A 26281-nucleotide genomic window follows, 5' to 3' on the forward strand; every position below is an offset into this window, starting at 1 on the left:
GTTCATTTCAAAATAAACCGGTATGAAAAAACTGATCACGATACAGGCTTTTATGATGGCAGGGATCTTGCTCATATCATCCTGCAAAAAAGCGCTGGACGAAAAAGTATACGATTTCGTTTCTCCCAATAATTTCTATAAAACAGAAGCCGATGCCATTGCAGCGGGCAACGGTGTATACAATATGCTGCTCTCTTTCGGATTCTATAAGCAGAACCTGTGGACGGTTGATATGGATGCCGACCATTCCTCAGGTCCAACCTGGTTCATGGGAAGCATGGGCGCGGGCAACCCGCAGGACTACTGGGGTACGCCCAATATCTGGAACGATCATTACGTGATGATCGCCAGAGCCAATTCTGTTTTGCAGAATGTAGAACCCATGAATATCAGTGAAGCCGTGAAGAACCGGACACTCGGTGAAGCCTATTTCTTCCGGGCCTTCTCTTATTTCGATCTCGTGCGTTTGTATGGCGGCGTGCCCATCAAACTGATCACTGTTTCCGCAGGCGGCGATCTCTTTACGCCACGCTCAACCGTGATGGAAACATACCAGCAGATCATTTCAGATCTCAAACAGGCGCAGGCCCTGCTGTATCCCAGTGGTGATCAGCGAACCGGCGAACCCGGCCGCATCACCAAAGAAACTGCAGCAGCTTATCTCGCCAAAGTTTACCTCACCATCGCATCCGGTTCACTGGCCAGCGGCAACATAACAGTGAACACAGGAAAGCCTACAGAGTGGGGCGCTTACACTTTTGCCAAAACAGTTGTGGCCGGTCTCGAAGGTGTGAACAGCCAGCTCTATTTCGATTCTGCGCGCATCAAATGCGAGGAAGTGTTGAATACAGGCAAGTTTGAGCTCTATCCCGATTTCATGGATGTATGGAAGATACCCAACCGCAACAAAGGAGAGAATATGCTGATGGCAAATGCACGCGCAGGCGGCCTTTCTACCGACGACCTCTGGGGATATTTCTGCGCGGCTCGCCCGGACGGCTCCAACCAGGGCTGGGTATGGGCCACCAAAGGCGTGTACAAAAACTATGAAAAGGCCGATCATCGCGCACTCTACGGCATCAGCCACCAGTGGACAGTTTTCGGCACCAGTTTCTATTTCCCCGAAGAAGACACCGAATACCAGTCCGATGGCTCCAAAACCTATATCTGGAACAAGGATTACGACAGGGCCTATATCACCAAATACGCAGATGTCAGCGTGAAAGCCTTCCAGGATAATGATATGCCTTTCCCGATCCTTCGTTCCTCAGATGTATTCCTGATGCATGCAGAAGCAGTGAACGAACTGAACACTACACCACCCACAGCTGCTTTCACATCTTTGAATAAAGTAAGAACGAGAAGCCGCGCTACCGAAGCGCCCGCCAGTCTCAACAAGGAACAGTTCCGCTCATTTGTGCTGGAAGAAAGAGGAAGGGAATTATTGTTCGAGAACAACCGCCGTTTCGATCTCGTTCGGTGGGGTATTTATTTGCAGGTGATGAACAAGATGAGTGTAGACCAGTTCGATATCGTGAAAGCGAGGAATCCCAGGAACCTGCTGCTGCCCATTCCACTCACAGAGATCAACAGCAACAAAGGGCTGGAAGGCAAAAACAATCCCGGCTGGTAAAACATCATATCAAAATCTGCAAGAATGAAAAAGTCAATTATATTTTTCCTGTTTTTCGCTTTGCTGGCCGGCTTTGCGGGCTGCAGCAAGAACGATGATCCGCCACCCGGCGCACCAAAGATCACACGCGTAACCACCACTATCGACAGAACCACAGCGCTCACCAATGGCGAGCTCAACCAATGGCTGCTCATCTTCGGCGAGAATTTATCCGGTACACAAAAAGTGGAATTCAATGACCTGGTGGCTGAATACAGCAATATCTATTCGAACGATACGCTTATCTCCGTACAGATACCGCGCAAACTGCCGGGCAATACCAGCAACAAACTGGTGGTAACTACCAGTCATGGTTCAGCGAGTTTTGATTTTCCTATCGAGATCCCGCAACTGAGCAATAACGGCTTCGAATTCGATTATCCTGCCATTGGTTCAGAACTGGTGATCAACGGAGATAATTTCGATCTCTACGGTTTCACCAAAGAAGGCACCACCGTTACTTTCACAGGAGGCGTTACGGCATCACTTACTGAAGCCACCGCCACAACCTTGAAAATGCTGGTGCCTGCAGGGGCTCAGGCTGGAGCACTTACCGTGAAAGGATCAGCACCGCTGAGTTCCACTTTCACCACCAAAGCCTGGTATCTCGATAACAGGAATATATTACTGAGCATGGATCCGTTCACAGGATGGAATGGCGCAGCATTCATTTCCAATGGCCCCAATCCCACGACATTTGCCGGACAGAAATATTTCAAGATCACCAAGACCTTCGGCGGAGGCTGGGCCTGGGACCCCTTCATGAGCAACAGGATCCCTGTTCCTGCCGAACTGGTGAACAATCAGAATAACTTCAACAAATACACGCTCAAATTTGAAGTGTTTGCAGCTGCAGGAAGCGCAGGCATCCCTTCGCCCATCAATATCGTTTTCCAGGACCCTGGTTATAAGGAAACATGGTTCGATCCAAGTGGCAGAGGACAATACCCTTTCACCACCAACGGCAAATGGATGACCATGAGTTGTCCGATGACAAATTTTGCAGGACATAATTTTCCCGCAACGCCCATACTGGAGATCATGTTGAGGGGAGAGAATGCCGCCAATTCCGATTTCGCCATCACCAATTTCAGAATAGTACCCCAATAGCAACGCGAATGTATAAGCGATTTATGAAAAGATTGAAGAGTCTGGAAGAACAGTATGAGGAGTTGATCCGTACTCCCAATGAGAAAACCGGCAACAGTAACGGTATTGTGCAACGATACAGCAATCCCGTGCTCACAGCCGCACATACGCCATTGTTCTGGCGATACGATTTGAACGAGAACAGCAATCCATTCCTCATGGAGCGTTTCGGCATCAATGCCGTATTCAATGCAGGGGCTATTTACTGGCAGGGTAAATTCCTGCTGGTGGCCAGGGTGGAGGGTTCCGACAGGAAATCATTCTTTGCCGTGGCCGAGAGTGAGAACGGGATCGATAATTTCCGTTTTCATCCGCTGCCCATCCTGATGCCTTCTGCCGGAGAGCCCGATACCAATATTTACGATATGCGTGTGGTGCAGCATGAAGATGGCTGGATCTATGGCCTGTTCTGTACCGAGCGCCGCGATCCCAATGCGACGGTATCCGATCAGTCTGCCGCCATTGCACAATGCGGCATCGCCCGCACCAAAGACCTGCAACACTGGGAGCGCTTACCCGACCTGAGAACTCCTTCGCCTCAGCAGCGTAATGTGGTGTTGCACCCGGAATTCGTGCAGGGCAAATATGCCTTCTACACAAGGCCGCAGGATGGTTTCATCAATACCGGCAACGGAGGCGGTATCGGTTTCGGGCTTACTGCCTCCATGGAAAATGCTGTGATCACCGAAGAAACGGTGATAGACAAACGAATCTATCATACCATCTCCGAAGCAAAGAACGGACTGGGGCCCGCACCCATCAAAACAGCCCATGGTTGGCTGCACCTGGCGCACGGTGTTCGCAATACCGCAGCTGGACTGCGTTACACGCTCTACCTGTTCATGACCAGTCTGGAAAATCCCGCGGAACAGATCTATAAACCAGCAGGCTATTTCCTGGCGCCCGAAGGAGAGGAGCGGACAGGCGATGTGAGCAATGTGCTGTTCAGCAATGGCTGGATCGCCACCGATGACGGCAAGGTGTTCATTTATTATGCATCATCAGATACCCGCATGCATGTAGCCACCAGCACCATCGATCAGTTGGTGGACTATTGCATGAATACCGCGCCCGATCAATATAACTCTGAAGGCACCACGCAAACCCTGATGCAACTCATTCACAAGAACCAGGATTATATCGATCAGCAACAGGCTCCCGTAAGGATCCATAACAATAAGGATAGATAGCAGGTATATTCCCTTTTTCTGCAAATAAGAAACGGCTGTCAGGTTCAACCTGCAGCCGTTTTCCATTTTTATATTTTTAGTTGAGTAGCGCCCACCGGCGCGCAGGCAACACCGTAAGTATCTTAATCCTGCTGATTATTCATTGCTGTCAGTAAATTATTCCTCGCAATCAAGCATCCTCCGATCAAACCCGCTTTCTCTCCGAGTTTGGAGAGCTTTACCTGTGTATCGTTGTTCACCAGGCTGAGTGAGTATTTATTCAGCGCGCTTCGTATCGGCAAACGGATATAATCACCCGTTTCCGCCATCGTGCCCCCGAGTATCACCAGCTCAGGGTTGAAGATATTGATCAGTACTGCCAGCCCTCGACCGATCTTTTCACCGATCCCTGCTATCAGCTCGATGCTCAGCACATCTTCCTGACGTATCGCTTCCATGATATCTGCCAGGCGCACATCATTTACTTTCTTTCCATTCTTCATCACCGAAGAAGTGGACCCGTTGCCAATGCTTTCCCTGAAAACGCGCAGCAGGGCCTGTCCGGACGCTTCCGTTTCCAAACATCCTTTCTTTCCGCAATGACAAATGATCTCGTTGCTGAACACCGGTATATGCCCGAACTCACCACCGAATCCGGATTTTCCGTAGTACACTTTTCCATCGATGAGGATCCCAAGACCGATACCATAATCCAGGTTCACAAAAAGTACATTCCTTTCCTGGTGCACGATGCCATCGTGGAATTCGCCATAGGCCATCGCACGTGAATCATTCTCCAGGAAAGTGCGGATGCCCAGTTCCTTTTCCATGATTGCGCTTAACGGCTCTTCGTTGAAGTGGAAATAACTGTAACTATAACCGCTCTTTGTATTGATACGGCCTGAAAGGTTGAAACATACTGCCAGGATATTCCTGGTATCGATCGTCTGGTCTGCAATGAAACTCCTGATCGCCTGGATCAGCTGCTGTAAGGATGCCGGCGTGTTCTCCAGTTTGTAGGGTACACGCATCTTACTGCTCACCAGGTTCTTCTTGAAATCCAGCAGACCGATATTGATATAATCATGTTTTACATCAACGCCAATGAAGTAACAGCTTTCCGCAACCAGTCCATACATGCTGGCACGACGGCCACCCGTGGAATCGATCTTGCCATGGTCCCGGATCAGCCCATCCTGTATCAGCTCATTCACCAGGCTGGTGGTCTTCGGCACGCTGATGTTCAGCGCCTGCGCCATTTCTGTAATTGTGGAATTGCCGCTTTCATCCAGGTGATTGATGATGCCGCGTTTCAGCGATTTATTCTTATACGCCACTCCCGTGGCATTTTCCTCTGAGAAAACTTCAAAAATGGAGTGAGTGGTCATTGATCAATTAATAAAAAATATTAGGAAGCTCAGGGTAAAAATACAAATTCCCGGGAAAACTGCCAGCAGTTCTCCGCAAGAACCAGCGGCAGCACTACTGATCCCGATCGCGAATATCCATATTCCTGTGTATCCAACACATTATACTTATCATGATCCCGATTCCTTTCGCAGCAGTAAATAATTTTTTTTATTAAGTTTGAGTTAAGTGATAATTATTTTAATAATTTAGTCGCATCAATAATCAATCATTCACTGGTACCTCATGAACGGCAACACAAACAGTAATATGGAAAAAGAACTGGTGCAGGAAGCAACAACGGAGAATTTTGCCTTCGATCCTATCCTTTACGCAGCACAATACAAGAGTGAGCTCCTCGATAATATCCTTCCCTTCTGGATGGAACATAGCAAAGACGCCGTGAATGGCGGTTATTTCACCTGTCTCGATCGCGATGGTCGTGTATACGACACCGATAAATTCATCTGGCTCCAGGGCCGTCAGGTCTGGTGCTTCGCCTATATGTACAAGCAGATCGAACAAAACCCGGAATGGCTCGCCTTTGCAAAACATGGTGCTGATTTCCTGGAAAAGTTTGGTCGCGATGCAGAAGGCAACTGGTATTTTTCCATGACGGCAGACGGAAAGCCGCTGATCCAGCCCTATAATATTTTCAGCGATGCCTTTGCCACCATGGCCTTTGCAGCTATGGATAAAGCCGATCCAAACCCGCGATATAAACAAATTGCATTAGATACCTTTGCGCACATTATCCGCAGACAACACAACTGGAAAGGATCTTACAATAAAGCATATCCCGGAACAAGACCCCTCAGGAATTTCAGCCTTCCTATGATCCTGAGCAACCTTAGCCTCGAAATGGAACATATCCTGGGAGCAGAAAGGGTCAACAGCTTTATTCCAACAGTGATCCACGATGTGATGGAGGTTTTCTATCAACCTGAACATGGACTGATACTGGAGAATGTAAACCCGGACGGGAGCTTCTCAGACAGCTTCGAAGGAAGACTGATCAATCCTGGTCATGCTATCGAAGCCATGTGGTTCATCATGGACCTCGGTGAAAGACTGGGTGACAAAACGCTTATCCGCAAAGCTGTCAATATCATGCTCAACACCCTGGAATACGGGTGGGACAAGGAGTTCGGCGGACTTTATTATTTCCTTGATATCAAAGGTAATCCCACACAGCAACTGGAATGGGACCAGAAACTCTGGTGGGTGCATGTGGAAGCGCTGGTAGCATTGGCAAAAGCGTACATGCATACAGGTGATGCAGCCTGCGCTGAATGGTTCAACAGAGTGCATGCCTACACCTGGAAACATTTCAAAGACCCTGAGCATGGCGAATGGTTCGGTTATCTCAACAGGAGAGGAGAAGCTTATTTGCCGCTCAAAGGAGGAAAATGGAAAGGATGCTTCCATATACCAAGGGCCCTGTTCCAGGTTTGGAAGACGATGGAAAAGATTCAACAAAAAAACAACGCACAATGATGCCCCGTAAACCACTGCTGATACTGTTGCTGATCATGGCCGGACTTACCGCTTCCGCACAGAAGCGTGTGATGCTTTGGTTTGATGCGCATGCCAATTATAAAAGATTATCATCCGCAGACTCAATCAGATTTTACCTGGAAAAGTCCAAACAGGCAGGCGTAACCGATATTGTGGTGGATGTGAAACCCATCACCGGCTTCGTACTCTGGAAAAGCAAATACGCTCCTTACCTGGGAGAATGGCAGGGCCACAAAATGCCGCAGGATCTCAATTTCCTTCAAACCTTCATCGATGAAGGACATAAGTTCGGTCTCACCGTGCACGCCAGCATCAATGTTTTCTCCGGTGGTCATAATCATTTCAACAAGGGTATCATCTACGGGCAATACCCCGAATGGCAATCCATCAATTACCTGGATACGGGTCTTACAAAGATCTCTGCCATTAAATCCAAGTACAGCGGTATGCTGAACCCCGCCAATCCTGAAGTACAGAAATACCAGCTGAACCTGCTGAAAGAGTTGATCAAACAACATCCCGGACTGGATGGCGTGATCCTGGACAGGGTCAGATACGATGGTTTTGAATCAGATTTCTCCAATGTTTCCAGAAAATTGTTCGAGAAATATATCGGTAAGAAAGTGGCCAATTTCCCTGCTGACGTATACAGCTATACGAAGAAAGATGGGAAGCCGGTTAAGACACCTGGTCCGCTTTACAAGCAATGGATCGAGTGGAGGGCTTCCGTTATCTACAATTTCTTTGTGGACGCCAGGAAAACCGCGAAGAAAGCCAATAAGAAGATCATTTTCGGCGACTACACCGGCGCCTGGTATCCTACCTACTACGAAGTGGGAGTTAACTGGGCCAGCAACAAATTCGAGGTGGCCAGAGAATATAGCTGGGCCACTCCCAAATACCAGCAATACGGTTATGCAGAGCTGTTAGACCTCTACACTACCGGTTGCTACTATTATGAAGTGAGTAAAGAAGAAGTACATCAATCCAACACCTACCGCGCCGCCAGAACAGAGGCAGGTATGAGCACACAGCGTTCACCTGTGTATTCAGTGGAAGGATCTGCTGAAAGAGCGATGGAGCTCACCAAAGGGGCAGCGCCATTACTCGGGGATTGTATGTAGAACAGTACGAAAAGAATAAAGACCAGTTCATCAAAGCCATGCAGATGTGTATGGATAAGACCAATGGTCTGATGATTTTCGACCTGGTGCATATCGTGCAGCGCAACTGGTGGGATGCCATTCAACAGGTAACCGGAAAATAGGAAAATAGTTATATCGCCTAAACCCAATCGATCTGTAAGCCATGTTTGTAAAGAAGTATACTGTAGTAAGCGCACTGATTTTTGGAATGCTATTTGCCAATGCCCAGCAGAAGCTCAGCACCAAAGTGCTGGTGATAGGAGGAGGGACCGGTGGAACAGCCGCAGCTATCCAGGCTGCGCGAATGGGCGTTCCCGTTATGCTGGTGGAAGAGACTCCCTGGCTGGGAGGCATGCTTTCCGCAGCAGGCGTATCCGCCACCGATGGCAATCACCGCCTGCCTTCCGGCATCTGGCGCGAATTCCGCGGGCAACTCTACAAAGTATATGGAGGTCCGGCAGCCGTTGAAACCGGCTGGGTGAGCAATACCCAGTTTGAGCCCAGCGTGGCCGACAGTATCCTCAAAGCAATGGCAGCACCACTCAAATCGCTCGATATCCGCTTTGGATGGCGATTTGACAGAACCATCAAAAAAGGCAATACCATCACCGGCGCCAGGTTCATCAACAACAAAAAACAAACGCTTATCATTTCTGCCACCGTTACCATCGACGCCACAGAAATGGGCGATGCTTTCGCCAGCGCCAAAGTTCCATATGATCTCGGCATGGAAGCAGGATCGCTCACCGGAGAAACAGTGGGCATTACTGAAACCAATGATGTGGTGCAGGACCTCACCTATGTTGCCATCCTGAAAGATTATGGCGCAGCGGCAGACTGCACCATCGCTAAACCTGCCGGATATGATCCCGCCGAATTCGATGGCGCCTGTACAGACTATTATATCGATTCCACCAAACCGGCGCCCGCCGTCAACAGCAAGACCATGCTGGAATACGCGAAACTGCCGAACAACAAATACCTGCTCAACTGGCCCAAGGCCGGTAACGACACTTACCTCAATATCGTGGAGCTGACGCCTGAACAGCGCGCCAAAGAACTGGAAAAAGCGAAAGCCACCACCTGGAGATTCATCTATTTTATCCAGCACCAGCTGGGGTATAAAAATCTCGGTCTCACCAATGATGAATTCCCCACAGCTGATCGTTTTGCACTCATTCCATACTATCGTGAAGGCAGACGTGTGAAGGGCATCGTTCGTTACACCATGCGCCACCTGGCCGAACCCTTCGACTATGGTGAACCGTTATACAGGACCAGTATTTCCGTTGGCGATTATCCCATCGATCATCACCACAAAAAAAATCCTTCTGCTCCGCAGCACCTGGAATTCTATCCGGTACCATCTTTCTCCGTTCCGCTGGGAGCACTGATCCCAGAGAAAACAAATGGACTGATCATTGCAGAAAAAGGCATCAGCGTGAGCAATGTAGTGAATGGCACTACACGCCTGCAACCCTGTGTATTACTTACCGGGCAGGCAGCCGGCGTACTGGCCGCGCTCACCGTGCAGCAACGCACCACGCCAGCCAAAGTAAGCGTACGCGCTGTACAGAAAGGGCTGCTCGATGCAGGCGCTTATCTCATGCCTTATATCGATGTACCTTATGCGCATCCGCATTTCGCTGCCATTCAGCGCATAGGCGCTACCGGTATCCTTAAAGGAACGGGTATCGCTTATAAATGGGCTAACCAGACCTGGTTCTACCCGGATTCAGTTGCCGATGCCAACAGCTTTACAAAATACTGGCAGCAGTTCACCGGCAAAAAACCTGACCAGGGTAATGAAGTGATGACTGCATTTGCCGTTCCCGAAGGCTTTAAAGAAACAGCTCCCCAACCTGCAAAACCAGTGGTAAAGCCTCTTACCATCGGCGATGCAGCATCCGTACTCTTCGAATACCTGAAACAAAACTCCGCTGCCGGCGATCTCAAACCGGCTCCAATATCCCGCGAAGACTTTAATAAGAGGCTTTCTACAGCCTGGACTCAATGGAACCTTTCCAATTTCAACCTTACCCGCGCCATTACCAGGGCTGAACTGGCTGTAATGATTGATCACCTGGCCAATCCCTTCGCAACAGAGATTGACCACAAAGGCTATTCCAGAGTAAAATGAATACCAAACTAACATCAACGCATTTTCATTTCACGATTAAACACGATTGCTTTATGAAACGTACAGCGTATCTGTTGTTGCTGCTATTGTTCTCCACGCAGTTCGTCTGGGCGCAGGCACAGGCCCAGCCACAACAGGCAAAGATCACAGGTAAAGTTCTCGGCGAAGATGGCGAGCCATTGCCGGGTGTATCTGTAATGATCAAAGACTCCAAAACCGGAACCGTAACTGACGACCAGGGTGATTACTCCATTTCACTCCCCAAACTGCCGGGCATACTGGTTTTCACCAGCGCCGGCTATTTATCAAGGGATGTGAATTTCACCAGGGCCGGAAACTTCACCGTGAATATGTCCAGGGATCCCCAGTCACTCAAAGATGTGGTGGTAGTGGGATACGGACAGGTTCGCCGGAAAGACCTCACGGGCTCTGTGGGCAGTATCAATATTGCCGATCTGCAGAAAGCTCCTGTGAAATCTTTCGATGAAGCGCTCGCAGGCCGCATCGCCGGTGTGCAGGTGGTTTCCTCAGAAGGTAAACCCGGTTCGTCTATCAACGTGGTGATCCGCGGTGGCAACTCCGTAACACAGACCAACAGCCCGCTGTACGTGATCGATGGGTTCCCCTGGGAAGATCCCGGTAGTGAGTCAGCCAATATCATCAATGCCATCGATCCCGCAGATATCGAATCCATCGATATCCTGAAAGATGCTTCCGCTACCGCTATCTACGGTGCCCGCGGCGCCAACGGGGTAGTGGTGATCACCACCAAACGAGGCAAAGCCGGTAAAACAAAGATCAGCTACAATACTTACTACGGCTGGCAGGAAAGCAATAAACGACTGGATGTACTGAGCCCTTACGAGTTCGTGAAACTGCAAAAAGAGATCAATCCTGATCTTGCCACCACTATGTATCTCGCTTATACAGAGAATGGCGTGAAAGACACATTGCCACTCGATTACTATAAGAACATCAAAGGGATCGACTGGGAAGAACAGATCATGCGCAGAGCGCCCATGCAAAGCCATCACCTCAGCATCAACGGAGGTAATGCAAAAACCAAGCTGGCCGCTTCGGGTAGCTATCTCGGTCAGGATGGTATTGTACTCAATTCCGGATTCAAAAGATTGCAGGGACGTTTGGCCATTGACCATGAAGTGAACGATAAACTAAAGGTTGGCTTCAACATCGCTTACTCCAACTCCAAAACCTGGGGTACACCTACTTCCTCTTCCGGTTACAATAATGAGCTCAACCTGCTCTTCAGCGTATGGGCTTACCGTCCCATCGCACTGCTCAACTCCAATGTGGACCTGCTGGAATCCCCTACAGATCCGGAGATCGAACCTTCACAGGAGCATCGATATAACCCCATCGTTACCACGCAGAATGAGTTGAGACAAAACTTCAGCGAAAATCTCGTTCTCAATGGGTATGCAGAATACGCCATCACCCGCAACCTGAAATTCAAAACCACTGGTGGTTATACAAGAGGCATCACACGCGGTGAAGTTTTCAATAACTCACAATCCCGTGGTGGTAACCCTTCCACCAACAACAAAGTGAATGGCGGAATGACATTCTACAATAATTCAAGCTGGCTGAATGAGAATACCCTTACATGGAACCGGCGCTTCAATGCAGACCATAATCTGACCCTCCTGGGAGGTTTTACCATGCAGGAAACCCGGAGCAGTGCCTTTGGCGCATATGCCAAACTGTTACCCAGTGAAGGTCTTGGTCTCAGCGGCCTCGATGAAGGTACTCCGCTTTCCATAACTTCCACGAGTTCAGTAATGAGCATGGCTTCATTCCTGGCCCGTGCCAACTATACGCTCTTCTCTAAATATTTATTCACCGCTTCATTCCGCGCAGATGGTTCCTCCCGATTCATCGGCAGCAATACATGGGGGTATTTCCCTTCTGCTGCCTTCGCCTGGAGACTCGGATCTGAAAAATGGATGAAGGATATCAGGTTCCTGTCAGATGCCAAGCTTCGCGCCAGCTGGGGTGTTACCGGCAACAACGCTGTTGGTAACTTCGCTGCATACGCCGGCTATATTACACCGTTAGATGCAGGGTATTCCTGGGGTAACCAGCTCAACAACGGCAGCTATCCCAGCAGCATGGGTAACCCCAACCTGAAATGGGAACCAACAACGCAATATGACCTCGGCCTCGATTTGGAATTCTTTGCTGGCCGCCTGAGATTCACCACCGACGTATACCGCAAGACTACTCCCGACCTGCTGCTGAATGCCAGCCTCCCCGGCAATACCGGTTTCAGCCGCCAGTTCAAGAACATGGGAAAAGTGAGGAACGAAGGTCTTGAATTCGACCTCTCCGGCGATATCGTTAAAAACAAGGATTTCCGCTGGACATCCGGTGTTAACATCTCTTTCAACCGTAACAAAGTGCTGGCACTTGCAGAAGGTGAATACTCCCTGCTCACTTCACAGTACTGGGGAGACGACTGGGTTTTGATCCCCGGTTATATCGCCCGCCTGAACAGTCCGGTTGCACAGTTCTACGGACAGGTTTGGGATGGTGTTTACAATTATGATGATTTCGATAAGATCGGCGACAACTATATCCTGAAATCAACTGTGCCCAACAACGGTCAGGACCGCGCCAGCATCAAACCAGGTCATATCAAATACAAAGATCTCAACGGAGATAACCAGATCGATAACAACGACCGCACCGTGATCGGCAACCCGCTGCCCATTCACACCGGTGGCTGGTCCAACAATTTCGCCTACAAGAATTTCGACCTGAACGTACTGTTCCAGTGGTCTTATGGCAACGACATCTACAATGCCAATACCTGGGCGCTTGGTACCGGTTACAAATTCAACACCAACCAGTATGCGTACTATGCAGACCGATGGAGCCCCGAGAACCAGGATTCAAAGATCCCTGTTGCCAAAGGCTCTCTGAGCAAGTACTATTCTACGCGCATGGTGGAAGACGGTTCATTCCTCCGTCTCAAGACCGTGAGCCTGGGTTACAACTTCTCACCGGCGATCCTGAAGAAAGCAAAGATCAGCGCCATCCGCGTGTACGCAACAGCGCAGAACCTGATCACCTGGACCAATTACAGCGGTTACGATCCTGAAGTATCTGTGCGCAACTCCGCACTCACACCAGGTTTCGATTACTCTGCTTACCCCAGGGCTAAAACAATGGTCTTTGGTCTGAATGCAACTTTCTAATCAATTAAATGTATTTCGTTATGAAACGAATCATCTATAGCCTGCTTGCTTTATCAACCCTCACCGGTGCTGTGGGTTGTAAGAAATTCCTCGAGAAACTGCCTACCGACTTTGTGTCGCCCGAAAACTATTTCAAGAATGAGACAGATGTTATGACCGCGCTCGCCGGCGTGTATGATGTGATGGGCAAGACAAACACGTACTCACGGACAATGATATTCGAAAATGATATCAGCGATGAAGGATTCAACTCTCTCAGTTCATCACCCATCGATCTTTCATTCAACAACTTCGATGCCTCCCACGGCGGTATCAATAACATGTGGAACCTGCTCTACCAGGGCATCAACAGGGCCAATATGTTCCTCCAGAATATCGATAACGCAGACCTGGTGATGGACGAAGCCAAACGAAAGGCCGCAAAAGGAGATGCACTTTTCCTGAGAGCTTATTATTATTTCGTGCTCACCAGCAATTGGGGTGATGTGCCGCTTCGCCTGAAACCGCCGGTGGACGCAACTGACGTGAATATCGGCCGTACTGCCACTGCTACAATCATGGAGCAGATCGTGAAAGATATGGAGGCTGCTGCAGAACTGCTGCCTGTTTCCGGTACCTATGCACACAATGGTCGCGTTACCAAATCAACCGCCTGGGGCATCCTCGCAAGAGTGAATCTCAAATGGGCAGGAGAGCCACTGAAGAATACGGATAAGTTTGCAGAAGCAAAGAAATGGGCAGAGAAAGTGATGGATCCCGCCAATGGCCATGTGCTCAATCCCGATTACAAACAGATCTTCATCAATCATTCCGCTGACAAATATGATATCAAAGAATGTATCTGGGAAGTGGAATTCAGTAAACTTTCCACTGGCGGTCAGGAAGAGGAAGGCTCCATCGGCGTTATCACAGGCATCCCCAACAGCAACAAGGAATTCGGTTACAGCTATGGCGCATTGCACGTGCAGGCCAGCTACTACAATTCCTTTGAAGCAGGTGACCTGCGCCGCGACTGGACCATCAATCCTTTCTACTACGGAACGGTGGGCGGTGTTGCCAACTCCAAAGTGAACTACAGTGCATCACAGATCTACAACCGCTGCAATGCCAAATGGAGAAGGGAATATGAAACTGCCACTCCAAAGAACGTGAATACTTCCCCCATCAATTTCCCTTTACTGCGCTATGCTGATGTGCTGCTGATGTATGCCGAAGCAGAGAACGAAGTGAATGGCCCAACCACTGAAGCATACAATGCCATCAATGCAGTAAGGAAAAGGGCATTCGGTCTTACACTGACCACGCCTCCGGATCCAGCAGTAGTATATGAGCTTACTCCCGGACTGGATGCAAGCGACTTCAGGGCTGCTGTTCGTATGGAACGCACACACGAGCTCGGCTTTGAGGCTTTAAGGAAATTCGACCTGATCCGCTGGGGTATCTATCTCAGCACCATGAACGTTCTCGGCGCACAGGTGAATGCCACTGCTCCCGCAGAATGGAAACTCAGGGCCTCACTGGCTGGCGTAAACGCAGCTGAAAGACACCTGCTGCTGCCGATCCCCAGCGCGGAAATGTCGCTCAACAAAGCGCTCATCCAGAATCCAGAATGGTAAACCGATCTCTCCATCAATTAATGAAAGATTATGTTCAAACTTCGTCATATATCATCCCTGTTGGCAGTGGCTGCACTGATGGCCTCCTGCAACAAACGCGATAAACTGGACGCACCGGACTTCACTGTCAGCACTGCACAATCCACCTATAAAGTGGGAGACAGTGTGGTATTCAATTTCAGCAACTCACCCGATGTGATCACTTTCTTTTCCGGCGAGCCCGGTTCAGAATACCAATACAGGAACCGCACCGAGCTGGAAGGCGGCACTACATTCATGAGCTTCAGCAGCCGTGTGCTCTACGGCTCACAGGTGAACAATGTGCGCGTAATGGCCAGCACAGATTTCACCGGTAAATATGATACCAATGCTGTTAAAGCAGCCACCTGGACTGAGATCACAGACCGCTTTACCATGGCCACTGCTCCCAATGGAGCGGTTGGAGTGGAGATACAATCCGGCGTTGCCAATATTTCCGACCTCATCGTGAAAGGAAAGCCTATCTATCTTTCTTACCGGTATGTAGGGGAGAAGCCACCGGGCGCAACCGCCACACAACGTACCTGGCGCATCATGAGTTTCAATCTCAACAACACATACCCCGATGGAACAGTGGCATCATTATCGAATCTCTTCGGAGCGGGATGGGTGAACGTGGATTTCCAGAACCCCAACAATTTCTGGAAAAATGAAACAACGCTTGGTTACCTGCAGTTCGCTCCCAACAGCTCACTGGTGGAATCAGAGGACTGGGCTATTTCAAAACCTTTCTTTGTAGCGCAGGTTTCGCCTGACAAAGGAGTTGCCATCAAGGAATATATGGCCCGCAAGAACGAGCACGTATATATTTTCACGGAGCCTGGCACCTACAAAGTCACTTTCATTGGTTCCAATACCAATGCGAAAGAGGTGAAGACCGTGGTGAGAGAACTCGATATCACCATCACTAACTAACTGTAATCCGTACCCTAATACTCCCTAAACCCCGGAACAGCAATGCAGCAAAGAAACCAGTGCCTGGATGCTTTAAGAGGCTTCGCCATTCTGGCGATGGTGCTCTCCAGCAGTATCGCTTTTGGTATACTGCCGGCCTGGATGTATCATGCCCAGGTACCGCCGCCTTACCATGTTTACAAACCTGAAATACCCGGCATCACCTGGGTGGATCTTGTGTTCCCGTTCTTTTTATTCAGTATGGGAGCGGCCATACCACTGGCTTTGAACAAAAAAATAAAAGAGCAGGCCGGATTCTGGTCCGTGGCTTATATCGCAGGAAGAAGGTTCCTGTTACTGGTTTTCTTTGCGCTGTTCACTTTTCATATGCGCGCCTGGGTACAGGCAGCAAAACCCGAGCCCATTCATTACTGGCTTTCCGTTGCCAGTTTCGTTTTACTGTTTTTCCAGTTCTTTGAATCGAAAGGGAAATACAAACTGGTATTCCAGATCGCGAGAGGACTCGCATTTGCACTCGCTGCACTCTTATTGTACATCCTCCCATTCAAGGATGGTAAAGGATTTTCTTTGATGAAGGAAGATATCATCATCATCGTGCTGGGCAATATGGCCTTCTTCAGCACCCTGATCTGGTGGTTCACCAAGGGCAAGCCCTGGATCCGCATCGGAATCCTCGGATTTGTAATGGCCATCTTCCTCGGCAGCAAAACCGCCGGCAGTTGGAACGAAGCCCTGTTCAACTTCACGCCCGCTCCCTGGATGTATAAATTCTATTACCTCAAATACCTGTTCATCGTATTGCCCGGAACCCTGGCAGGAGATTGGTTGCTGGAAAGCAGCAAATCCAATCCGGTGGCAGGTCCGAATGAAAAGAACTATATAAGGCTGTTGGCATTCCTCAGCATTCTGCTGATCACATTGAATGTTTGTTTCTTATTCTCCAGGCAACTGGTGCTCAATCTCGGCGTCAGCGCCGCATTACTGGCTGCCATCTATTACTGCGTACAGAAACTCGATGCCACAGGTTACAAATTATTGCATCGCTTCTTCACAGCTGGTTGCTTCATGCTCTTGCTCGGCCTCAGCTTCGATGCCTTTGAAGGAGGAGTGAAGAAAGATCCCAGCACTTATAGTTACTACCTGATCACCAGCGGCCTCGCATTCTTTGCCCTGCTGGGATTTTATGGAATGCAAAACGAAAGAGGCTTCGGCAGCATCATCAACTATTTCAGCCTCAATGGCCGCAACCCAATGGTAGCCTATGTTACAGGCAACCTGCTGCTGATCCCGGTATTGCACCTGACCGGATTGTTCCAATATTACACCAATATCGGAACCGGTCCCTGGACCGGTTTCCTGGAAGGAGTATTATTCACCGGGGTAGTATCGCTCATCACTATTTTCTTTACCAAACGTCAGTGGTTCTGGAAAACATAAGATCATGCTGAAAGGAATTGCTACCATATTGATAATGTTGCTGACCGGATCAGCTTTTGCCTCAGAAGACTCGCTGCGTTTACTCACGCAGCCGGCAGTCGCTCGCGTGCCCGCGAGTGACTTATATTCTGTCGCCTCCGGCGACACGGTGCCCGCCGGGAGGCGGGCAAACAGCAGTCACCCGCGGGGACGCGAACGACTGGCAGCACCCGAAGTAAATATCGTACACGCTATTATTCCTGCACCCGCATACTTAACAACAGGAACAGGCAGCTTCAACCTGAGAACAGCAGGTAGCATCGTAGTACAACAGCAGCACCACCAGCACCGTGGCGTAGCCGAGCTCCTGGCGCAATCCATCGGAGAGCTCCGTGGAAAAAACATTCCCATAGTCACCAATAGTGGAAAACAGAACAATATTGTTTTTCGATTACTGGATACCGATAGCTCATTGAGATCAGAAGGTTACAGGCTCTCTGTTTCCTCCGGAAATATATTCATAGAGGCGGCGCAGCCGGCCGGCTGGTTCTATGCCGTGCAGACATTGCTGCAACTGCTGCCCGTCAAAGCAACAGCCCGCGAATCATTGCGCATAGCAGCAGTGACCATTCACGACAGTCCCCGTTTTGAATGGCGCGGGCTGATGCTGGATGTTAGCAGGCATTTCTTCTCCAAAGAAGTGATCAAGAATTATCTCGATCAGATGTCGAAATACAAATTCAATGTATTCCACTGGCACCTGACCGATAACCAGGGTTGGAGACTTGAGATCAAATCCATGCCCAACCTCACAAAAACCGGCGCCTGGCGCGTTCCCAGAACAGGCTACTGGCGCGGATTCAAAGGGCCCCAGCCCGGAGAAGCGGCTACGGATGGAGGTTATTACACACAGGAAGACGTAAAAGAGATCCTTGCATATGCAGCGCAAAGATTCATCACTGTTGTTCCCGAAATAGATGTGCCCGGTCATAGCCTGGCCCTGATTGCATCCTATCCGGAAATGAGCTGCACCAAAACACCGCAGCAGGTACTGGCCGGCGATCCATGGAATCCGGGCAGAACCAATGTGCTCTGTGCCGGAAATGATTCCACCTATGCCGCTCTCGACAAAATATTCGGGGAAGTGGCTGCGCTTTTCCCTTCCCGTTATATCCATATCGGCGGCGACGAAGTTTCACGCCAGTACTGGGAAAAATGCGAAGTATGCCAGCATCGGATCAAAACAGAAAAACTGAACAACACATCAGAGCTGCAGACATACTTCCTGAACCGCCTTGCCCGCATCATCGAAAGCAAAGGCAAGCTACCCATGAGCTGGTATGATAAACTCGATGGCGGCCTCGTGCCAGGTGTTGCCTACATGAGCTGGAAAGATCACAAAGGCGGGATACTCGCATCACAGAACGGACACAAAGCCGTGATGACGCCGGCCTTTTTCACTTATCTCGATTTCTACCAGAACGATCCTGTTTTCGAGAACGGCCCGTTTACCGTTACACGTCTCAATACGGCCTACGCTTTCGAGCCGGTGGCAGCAGGAGCGAAGGAAGAAAATATTCTGGGAGGACAGGGCAGTCTGTTTACCGAGCAGGTACCCAACGAACGTAAGGTCCAGTACATGACCTGGCCCCGCGGCATGGCCCTGTCAGAAGCGCTCTGGAGCCGGAAAGACAAAAGGAACTGGGACGATTTCGTAGTCCGCATGGAAAAACATTTTCCACGATTCCATCATGCAAAAGTGAACTACGCTACTGGATTCTATGAGCCAATCATTTCCGCAAAACGGAATGCAGACAGCAGTTACAGTATTATCATCGATACAGAGATCAAAGGACTGGATGTTTTCTATACTTTCGACGATACAAACGTGGACGAATTTTATCCTATGTACAAAGGCCGGCCACTGACCATCCCCACAGGAGCGCACCATATCCGTGCACGCTCTTACAGGAACGGACAACCGCTGGGCCGCGAGATCAACCTGGAACTGGCTGATCTAATCAAACGAGCACGCTGATATAACCACAGACCCTATTACCGCATAATAAACAGAACGCATGAACTTAGCGACGATCGACATTATTATCATTCTCTGCTACCTTGTAACCATCGTTGGTCTTGGTTTCTGGATCAGCCGCAAAGCATCCAAAAATATCCAGAGCTATTTCCTCGGCGATAACAATATCAAATGGTACTGGCTCGGCTTCAGCAACAGCTCGGGTATGTTCGATGTAAGCGGTACCGCCTTCTACGTGGCGCTGCTCTTCGTATACGGCTTCAAAGCCGCCTGGCTGCCCTGGCTCTGGCCCGTATGGAACCAGATCTTCGTAATGGTATTCCTCGCCATCTGGATCAGACGCTCCAATGCCATGACCGGCGCCGACTGGATCATCAAACGCTTTGGCGACGAGCGCGGCGGAAGGCTTGCACATATGATCGTGGTAGTATTCGCTATCGTCAGCGTGATCGGTTTTATCGGTTATGTATTCGTGGGGATCGGTAAGTTCGCTTCCAATATCCTGCCCTGGGATCTCAGTAATCCACTGCTCACCAGTCAGCAGACTTACGCATTTATCATTATCGCCCTCACCACTTTCTATACCGTGAAAGGCGGCATGTACAGTGTGGTTGCAACAGAAGTTCTGCAATACGGCATCCTGCTGGTCAGCTGCCTGCTCGTAGTCTCCTATGCCGTGCGCGATGTTGATTACAACGCTCTCCACCACCAGCTCCCTAAAGGCTGGAGCAATTTCTGGCCCGAATGGAAACTGGACGTGGACTGGGGGTCCAACTTCCCGCAGGCCGCACAGAAAGTGTCAGAAGATGGCTTCACCTGGTTCGGCGCACTACTGATGATGATGGTGGCCAAAGGCATTTTCGCCAGCCTCGCAGGACCCGTGCCAGGCTTCGACATGCAACGGATCCTCAGCGCCAAGAAACCCAGGGAAGCAGCCATGCTCACAGGTTTCACCAACCTGGTGCTCTTCATTCCGCTCTTCATGATGGTGAGCGCCCTCACACTAGTGGGCATTCACTACCTCATGCCCGAATTACAGGGACAAAGCAAACCTGATTTCGAGATCATCCTTAGTCGTGTTGTCGGCAGCTACCTGCCCGCCGGGATCCGCGGTATCGTACTCGCAGGATTACTGGCATCTTTCATGAGCACCTTCTCGGCCTTCGTGAATGCAGCGCCCGCTTACCTCGTAAATGATTTCTATAAAAAATATTTCAAGCCCGATGCGCCTCCCGCACACTACGTGAAATGGAGCTATATCGTTTCCATTTCTATCGTACTGGTGGGCTGTATCTTCGGTTTGTTCGCCACTTCGCTGAGCAGTCTCACCATCTGGATCACTTCGGCTCTCTATGGTGGTTATGCCGCCGCCAACGTACTCAAATGGATCTGGTGGCGCTTCAACGGCTATGGCTATTTCGCTGGTATGCTTACCGGCCTGATCGCCGCTACCTTCGTGCCTTCACTCATGGCATATCTGGCGGATAATTCAGCGTATAAAGATGTATTCGGCAGCGGTATCGGTACACTTGTTTCCTTTTTCATTATTCTCGTTTTGAGCATGACAGGCAGCATCGTTGGTTGCTTGCTTACACCCGCACCATCACAACAGATACTCACCAGTTTCTATACCAATACCAAACCCTGGGGCTGGTGGAAACCAGTACTGAATATGGTAAGGAAAGTGAATCCGGCATTCCAGCCAAACCAGCAGTTCAAATGGGATATGTTCAATGTTATCATCGGAATCGTTTGGCAGATGAGCATGATCATTATGCCGATACAGTTCGTGTTCGGATTCTTTACAAAAGGATTTATAGCGATGGGAGTTTGGCTGGTGACAATGACGATTCTGAAGTTCACCTGGTACGACCGTTTGCACTTAACCGCTTCGGATTCTTCCGCAACGTCTGCGGAAACTGCCGCACAGCCTGGAACTTAGATGGACGGAGGAATTGAGGGATGGAGCTGTAGGTTATTGATTAAGCGATGGGGCAACAGTTTCCGAGGTCGTTGCAGAAGAACCCTTCGCTTGATGGGGTCGGGAGTGCATCAGTCACTTCTGGTTCTGTTACAACTTTTCAGAGTGCGGGCAGTCGCTCACCTAAGGGGATGGTTCTAAAAAGAAATGGTATGATCAGATATTTTGCATTTTGGGTTTTACTGGCAACAGCTTCTAAGGGAGCGTTGGCGCAGGAGAAAGTAGTGATCGATAGCAGCTACAATAATGGACATTACAGGAACAGGCTTGAGTTTTTCAGGTTGATGCCGGATCAGAAAAAGGAGATCGTGTTTGTGGGCAACAGCATTACGGAGATGGGAGAGTGGCAGGAATTGTTGCCCGGGAAGCCGGTGGTGAACAGGGGAATCAGCGGTGATGTAACCTACGGCGTACTGGCAAGGATCGATGAAGTGCTGAGCTCGAAACCGGCGAAGATCTTTATATTGTCGGGAGTGAATGATCTGAAACGCGGGATACCGGTAGATACCATTGCGAAAACATTTGAGAGGATATTGGTGAAGATGAAAGTTGAATCGCCGAAGACGAAAGTGTATGTTGAAAGCGTACTGCCGGTTAATGAGAATATGCTGGCAGCACAGTATAAGAAAGTGACAAATGAAGTGATCGGACAATTGAACCTTCGGTTCAAGGCGCTGGCGGAGAAATTCGGTTATACATGGGTGGATATCGCGCCCGCTGTGGCAGACGAAAATGGACAACTGAAAAAAGAGAATACCCAGGACGGCCTGCACCTCTGGCCAGCTGCGTATATTAAGTGGGTGGCATTACTCAAAGCAAAGGGACACCTTAAATAGATTTTTATGAAGACAACCAATATCAGATGGGGGCTTACATTAACAGCAGCGCTGGTTTGTGGAATGGCGGTGGCACAAACACCTGCTCAGTCCGGAACAAATACGGCAGCAGCAGTAACTGTAAAAATAGACAGTAGCTACAATAACACCTACTACCAGCAACGCATGGAATTGTTCCGTGTATTGCCTGCACAAAAAAATGCAATCCTGTTCCTGGGTAACAGTATCACTGAGCGCGGACCATGGCAGGAACTGCTTCCCGGAAAGCCGGTGGTGAACAGGGGCATTGGAGGCGACAATACTTTTGGATTGCTGGCGAGACTTGATTCGCATTTGCTGATCAAACCTAAAGTCATCTTTTTACTGATCGGTATCAATGATATCGGAAGAGGCCTGCCCACAGAAGTGAGCGCCAACAATTATCGCAGGATCGTGGAGCGTATCAGAACGGTTTGCCCTAAGGCAAAACTGTACATCCAGAGCATCCTGCCCATGAACGAGAGGATCCTGACAGCGGCATACTTAAAAAACAAGAAAAACAAGGTGATTGCGTTGAACAATGAGATCAAAAAGATCGCAGCGGAATACGCACTCACCTTTATTGACCTTCACCCAGTGTTTGCAGATGAGCAGGGAGAACTGCATGCAAACATGACCATCGATGGCATTCACCTTCGCCCTGCTGCTTACGCCAAATGGGTGGAGTTCCTGAAAGCAAAAAAATATCTCTAATCTATCTGACCATGCAAATAACTGGTACTTTCCTCGATGAGATCAGTCATGATATCCCACACCAAAACTGGGGTGAGAACGAATGGCGTGCTGACTTCCGGCATATGAAAGCCGTTGGCATCGACACTGTGATACTGATCCGCAGCGGCTACCGCAAATTCATTACCTACCCATCAACTTACCTGCTGAACAATCATGGTTGCTATGAACCTCCGGTTGACCTGGTAGACCTGTTCCTCCGACTCGCCGATGAAGAAGGCATGAACTTCTACTTTGGCCTGTACGATAGCGGCAAATACTGGGATACCGGCGATATGCAACATGAGATCGACGCCAACCGCTTTGTGATTGACGAAGTATGGCAGCGTTATGGTCATTATAAAAGTTTCAAGGGCTGGTACCTGAGCATGGAGATCAGCAGAAAAACAAAGGGCGCTGCCCATGCATTCCAGACACTCGGACTGCAATGCAAACAGGTGAGCAATGGATTGCCTACACTCATCTCTCCCTGGATCGATGGCAAGAAAGCCGTAATGGCCGCCTCATCATCGCTCAGCAAAGAGGATGCTGTGAGTATCAGGGAACATGAATCCGAATGGAGCGAGATCTTCGATGGTATCCGCGGCGCCGTGGATGCAGTGGCATTCCAGGATGGGCATATCGATTACAATGAACTGGATGATTTCTTTGCCGTCAATAAAAGGATGGCCGATAAATACGGCCTGAAATGCTGGACCAACGCAGAGAGCTTCGACCGAGATATGCCTATTAAGTTCCTGCCCATCAAGTTCGAGAAACTGCGACTCAAGCTGGAAGCTGCGCGCAGAGCGGGTTACGACAAGGCCATTACTTTCGAGTTCTCGCATTTTATGAGCCCTCAATCGGCTTACCTGCAGGCAGGTCATCTCTATAACCGGTACAAGGAATACATTGCTCAATTGCCAAAATGATCTCATGATGAAAAGAATTTTCTTTTTATTGTTTTCCATTTTTTCATTGCTGGCAGTTTCAGCGCAGCAACCCGATAGTCTTACCTATGCCATTAAAGGCGCAGACACGCTCTGGATGCATTATTACAAGGCTGCAGGCCCTGCCAATGGCATTTCCGTTCTATTTGTGCATGGCGGTTCCTTCACCGGCGGTGAACCGAAGAACCAACGCCCCATGGCAGAAGGACTCACCAAAATGGGATACAATGTATTTGTGATCAAATACAGATTGTATCTGAAAGGAAAGGATTTCGGCTGCGGCACTGCCACTCCCGAAAAGCTCAAAGCCATACAGGTGGCTGTGGATGACGCCATGGACGCGAGTTTGTATATTGTGAAGAACGCAGCAACGCTGGGAGTGGATACTTCAAAATTCTTCATCGCCGGCAGCAGTGCAGGAGCTGAGACTGTTCTCAATCTTGTGTTCAATCCCTTCATCAATAAGAAAGATCCGCGCTTCGATTTCTTCAGCAAATTCCGTTTCACCGGTGTGTTGTCGTTCTCCGGTGCCTTGCTGGATCTGAACAGTATCAAGACTGATAACTGGATCCCTGTATTTCTCATGCACGGCACAAGAGACCAGCTTGTGCCTTTCGGAACCGCTGCCCATCGCTTCTGCAGGGCTATCGATCCCGGCTGGATGATTTTCTTCGGTTCACACAGCATTTATAAGTATGCAGTGGAAAACAGGAAACCATTGGTATTGTACAGTTTTCCCGGAGCAGGGCACGAAGTGAGCAATTTCATGTTCCGCCGCTTTGCGGAAATGGACAGCTTCATGCAGACCGCCGTGCAAAAGAAGAAAATGAAAGCGCGCGAGATCATCATTCAATTACCAGCTAAATCCTGATGAAAGTTTTTTATAACAGGCATCAAATTTTATAATCCGTTCAATCAAAGAAACAGATGAAAAGAAATTCCGTTCTGGCATTATCCCTGCTGCTGGCAGGATCACTGGGAAGCGCATCGGCACAAACCCTGCAACCCGCTTCAGCACAAGCTTTGCTGAAAGCTAAACAGGGTAGCATTGTAGAACTGCCTGGTTTCTTTTCAGGAAAATTCCAGGACCTCCAGTATAAGAAAATGGTATTGCCCGGACCTCAATATATCATCTCAGACGATCCTGAATACATCCGCGTCCCCGAAGCAGTGGCGCTGCGCGAAGCCGTTCAACCTGGTTCTGTGCGCGTGTACATGTACAATGTGAACGGCGTGAAGGAGCCGAAAATGGACCGAAGGATCAATACTGTGATCAAGAATACAGGCGACCAGAAAATGACCCTGCGCATGCTGAAATACTCTTCGCAGAAGCCAACTACCAATTATTTTGGCGCAGGCAAAAATGGATTGGCGGATTATTTCAAAGCAAAACCTGAAAGCAGATCACGCACTATCAAACCCGGGCAAACAGTAGTGCTGGATGAAGCGATGGAAAAACGCGTGGCCAAATACGATGAGCTGGTACATGGCTTCTATGAGTTCGTGATCGATCAGCCCGGCCTGATCAGCGTGGTGCAGACCTCTCCCGAAAAAGGTACCGCAAAAGCAAGTGAGCAGATCGACACGGTGCTGAGCAGCAGGCATTCCAATGCTGGTCGTGGTATCTTTGGCGTTAGTAACTACCAGGTGAACATATCCGAAGTTTTCGATACGAAGAATGGCGTTGCAGCACTCACCATTGCCGATGGCAACCTCGATCCCTGGGTATTGGGACAAGATGCAGCTACCGGTAAGATCGCAACCCTGGCCGGTAATTACGGCGTGATCTACAATATCGAAATGAAATGGAAAAGCACCGATGGTAAAGGACTGGCGCTGGTTACCTGGAATGCACGTTCTGCCGACAATAAATGGTGTGGCGGCATGGCCAATACCATGGTGGTAAGCGAAGGTAAATTCAAAGGAGGCGTGATACAGCTTCCTGCCGATCGTCTGACTACCAAAGCCGCTCCTGAAGCAGTGTTGGTGCAGATCTTCCCGCCTGCAAAGAATGGTGAGGAGCAAACCATCCGCATGACCTATTCGCCTCCCGGTGCAAGCTGTTTGCCAACACCACTGGTGTTCATTCCTATCGATATGGAATAAGATATTGCTGACTGTTATCCGGTTTCCGGTGGTTGTTGCAATCATTGCTGGTTGTTAGGCCGGATGCCGGATAATGGTAAAAAAGAAAAATGGACCGGCTGAATAGCCGGTCCATTTTTTGTTTATCTAATAAAGTACAATTGAAATTCTTCTCGATTATTATCACTGAAATGAAAAGAATCTTTGGATGCAATACAGCCGGGAATGATTATTTGA

Annotated in this window: 17 protein-coding genes and 1 pseudogene; 17 read left to right on the forward strand and 1 reads right to left on the reverse strand. The window is 49.3% G+C overall.

Features of this window, described 5'->3' with window-relative positions; all coding sequences use genetic code 11:
- The first annotated feature begins 22 nt into the window (after positions 1 to 22).
- From FSB84_RS22855 to FSB84_RS22865, 3 genes are read left to right on the forward strand one after another with little or no spacing between them, the layout of a single operon-like run.
- A complete protein-coding gene (locus FSB84_RS22855) occupies positions 23 to 1633 on the forward strand; it encodes a RagB/SusD family nutrient uptake outer membrane protein (protein WP_130540180.1) in 1611 nt (536 codons plus the stop codon).
- Positions 1634 to 1657: 24 nt separating this feature from the next.
- On the forward strand, positions 1658 to 2782 hold the full coding sequence (locus tag FSB84_RS22860) for a glycan-binding surface protein (RefSeq protein ID WP_130540181.1): 1125 nt from the start codon (positions 1658 to 1660) through the stop codon (positions 2780 to 2782).
- Between the two features lie 23 nt (positions 2783 to 2805).
- Positions 2806 to 4011, forward strand: a complete 1206-nt coding sequence (locus FSB84_RS22865; protein ID WP_225979868.1) for a glycoside hydrolase family 130 protein — start codon at positions 2806 to 2808, stop codon at positions 4009 to 4011.
- 122 nt (positions 4012 to 4133) lie between these two features.
- On the opposite strand, the gene FSB84_RS22870 is transcribed toward FSB84_RS22865, so the two are convergent.
- Positions 4134 to 5378, reverse strand: a complete 1245-nt coding sequence (locus tag FSB84_RS22870; protein ID WP_130540183.1) for an ROK family transcriptional regulator — start codon at positions 5376 to 5378, stop codon at positions 4134 to 4136.
- A gap of 265 nt (positions 5379 to 5643) precedes the next feature.
- Here FSB84_RS22870 and FSB84_RS22875 point away from each other — a divergent pair, with 265 nt between their 5' ends.
- The 14 genes and pseudogenes from FSB84_RS22875 (at position 5644) to FSB84_RS22940 (ending at position 26065) form a co-directional block, all read left to right on the forward strand.
- Positions 5644 to 6894 (forward strand): AGE family epimerase/isomerase, encoded by a 1251-nt coding sequence (locus tag FSB84_RS22875; protein ID WP_225979869.1) that lies wholly within the window; start codon positions 5644 to 5646, stop codon positions 6892 to 6894.
- A gap of 71 nt (positions 6895 to 6965) precedes the next feature.
- Positions 6966 to 8182, forward strand: a pseudogene (locus FSB84_RS22880) (alpha amylase family protein).
- A 41-nt stretch (positions 8183 to 8223) separates the two neighbouring features.
- A complete protein-coding gene (locus tag FSB84_RS22885; protein WP_130540184.1) occupies positions 8224 to 10200 on the forward strand; it encodes an FAD-dependent oxidoreductase in 1977 nt (658 codons plus the stop codon).
- Between the two features lie 53 nt (positions 10201 to 10253).
- Positions 10254 to 13418: a SusC/RagA family TonB-linked outer membrane protein gene (locus FSB84_RS22890; RefSeq protein ID WP_130540185.1), complete on the forward strand. Its 3165-nt coding sequence runs from the start codon at positions 10254 to 10256 to the stop codon at positions 13416 to 13418.
- A gap of 20 nt (positions 13419 to 13438) precedes the next feature.
- Positions 13439 to 15034, forward strand: a complete 1596-nt coding sequence (locus tag FSB84_RS22895) for a RagB/SusD family nutrient uptake outer membrane protein (protein WP_130540186.1) — start codon at positions 13439 to 13441, stop codon at positions 15032 to 15034.
- Between the two features lie 30 nt (positions 15035 to 15064).
- A complete protein-coding gene (locus tag FSB84_RS22900; protein ID WP_130540187.1) occupies positions 15065 to 15988 on the forward strand; it encodes a DUF5017 domain-containing protein in 924 nt (307 codons plus the stop codon).
- Between the two features lie 42 nt (positions 15989 to 16030).
- On the forward strand, positions 16031 to 17425 hold the full coding sequence (locus FSB84_RS22905; RefSeq protein ID WP_130540188.1) for a DUF5009 domain-containing protein: 1395 nt from the start codon (positions 16031 to 16033) through the stop codon (positions 17423 to 17425).
- 4 nt (positions 17426 to 17429) lie between these two features.
- Positions 17430 to 19442: a beta-N-acetylhexosaminidase gene (locus FSB84_RS22910; RefSeq protein WP_130540189.1), complete on the forward strand. Its 2013-nt coding sequence runs from the start codon at positions 17430 to 17432 to the stop codon at positions 19440 to 19442.
- A 40-nt stretch (positions 19443 to 19482) separates the two neighbouring features.
- Positions 19483 to 21384 carry a sodium:solute symporter family protein gene (locus tag FSB84_RS22915; protein ID WP_130540190.1) on the forward strand — a complete coding sequence of 634 codons (1902 nt, stop codon included), beginning with the start codon at positions 19483 to 19485 and terminating at the stop codon, positions 21382 to 21384.
- Positions 21385 to 21575: 191 nt separating this feature from the next.
- Positions 21576 to 22259 (forward strand): GDSL-type esterase/lipase family protein, encoded by a 684-nt coding sequence (locus FSB84_RS22920; protein ID WP_130540191.1) that lies wholly within the window; start codon positions 21576 to 21578, stop codon positions 22257 to 22259.
- Positions 22260 to 22265: 6 nt separating this feature from the next.
- Positions 22266 to 22991: a GDSL-type esterase/lipase family protein gene (locus FSB84_RS22925; protein ID WP_207234215.1), complete on the forward strand. Its 726-nt coding sequence runs from the start codon at positions 22266 to 22268 to the stop codon at positions 22989 to 22991.
- A gap of 11 nt (positions 22992 to 23002) precedes the next feature.
- Positions 23003 to 23941: a DUF4434 domain-containing protein gene (locus FSB84_RS22930; RefSeq protein ID WP_130540192.1), complete on the forward strand. Its 939-nt coding sequence runs from the start codon at positions 23003 to 23005 to the stop codon at positions 23939 to 23941.
- A gap of 4 nt (positions 23942 to 23945) precedes the next feature.
- A complete protein-coding gene (locus FSB84_RS22935) occupies positions 23946 to 24830 on the forward strand; it encodes an alpha/beta hydrolase (protein ID WP_130540193.1) in 885 nt (294 codons plus the stop codon).
- 56 nt (positions 24831 to 24886) lie between these two features.
- Positions 24887 to 26065 (forward strand): copper amine oxidase, encoded by a 1179-nt coding sequence (locus tag FSB84_RS22940; protein WP_130540194.1) that lies wholly within the window; start codon positions 24887 to 24889, stop codon positions 26063 to 26065.
- Positions 26066 to 26281: the final 216 nt, after the last annotated feature.

It is taken from the genome of Pseudobacter ginsenosidimutans, from assembly GCF_007970185.1.
Lineage (GTDB): Bacteria > Bacteroidota > Bacteroidia > Chitinophagales > Chitinophagaceae > Pseudobacter > Pseudobacter ginsenosidimutans.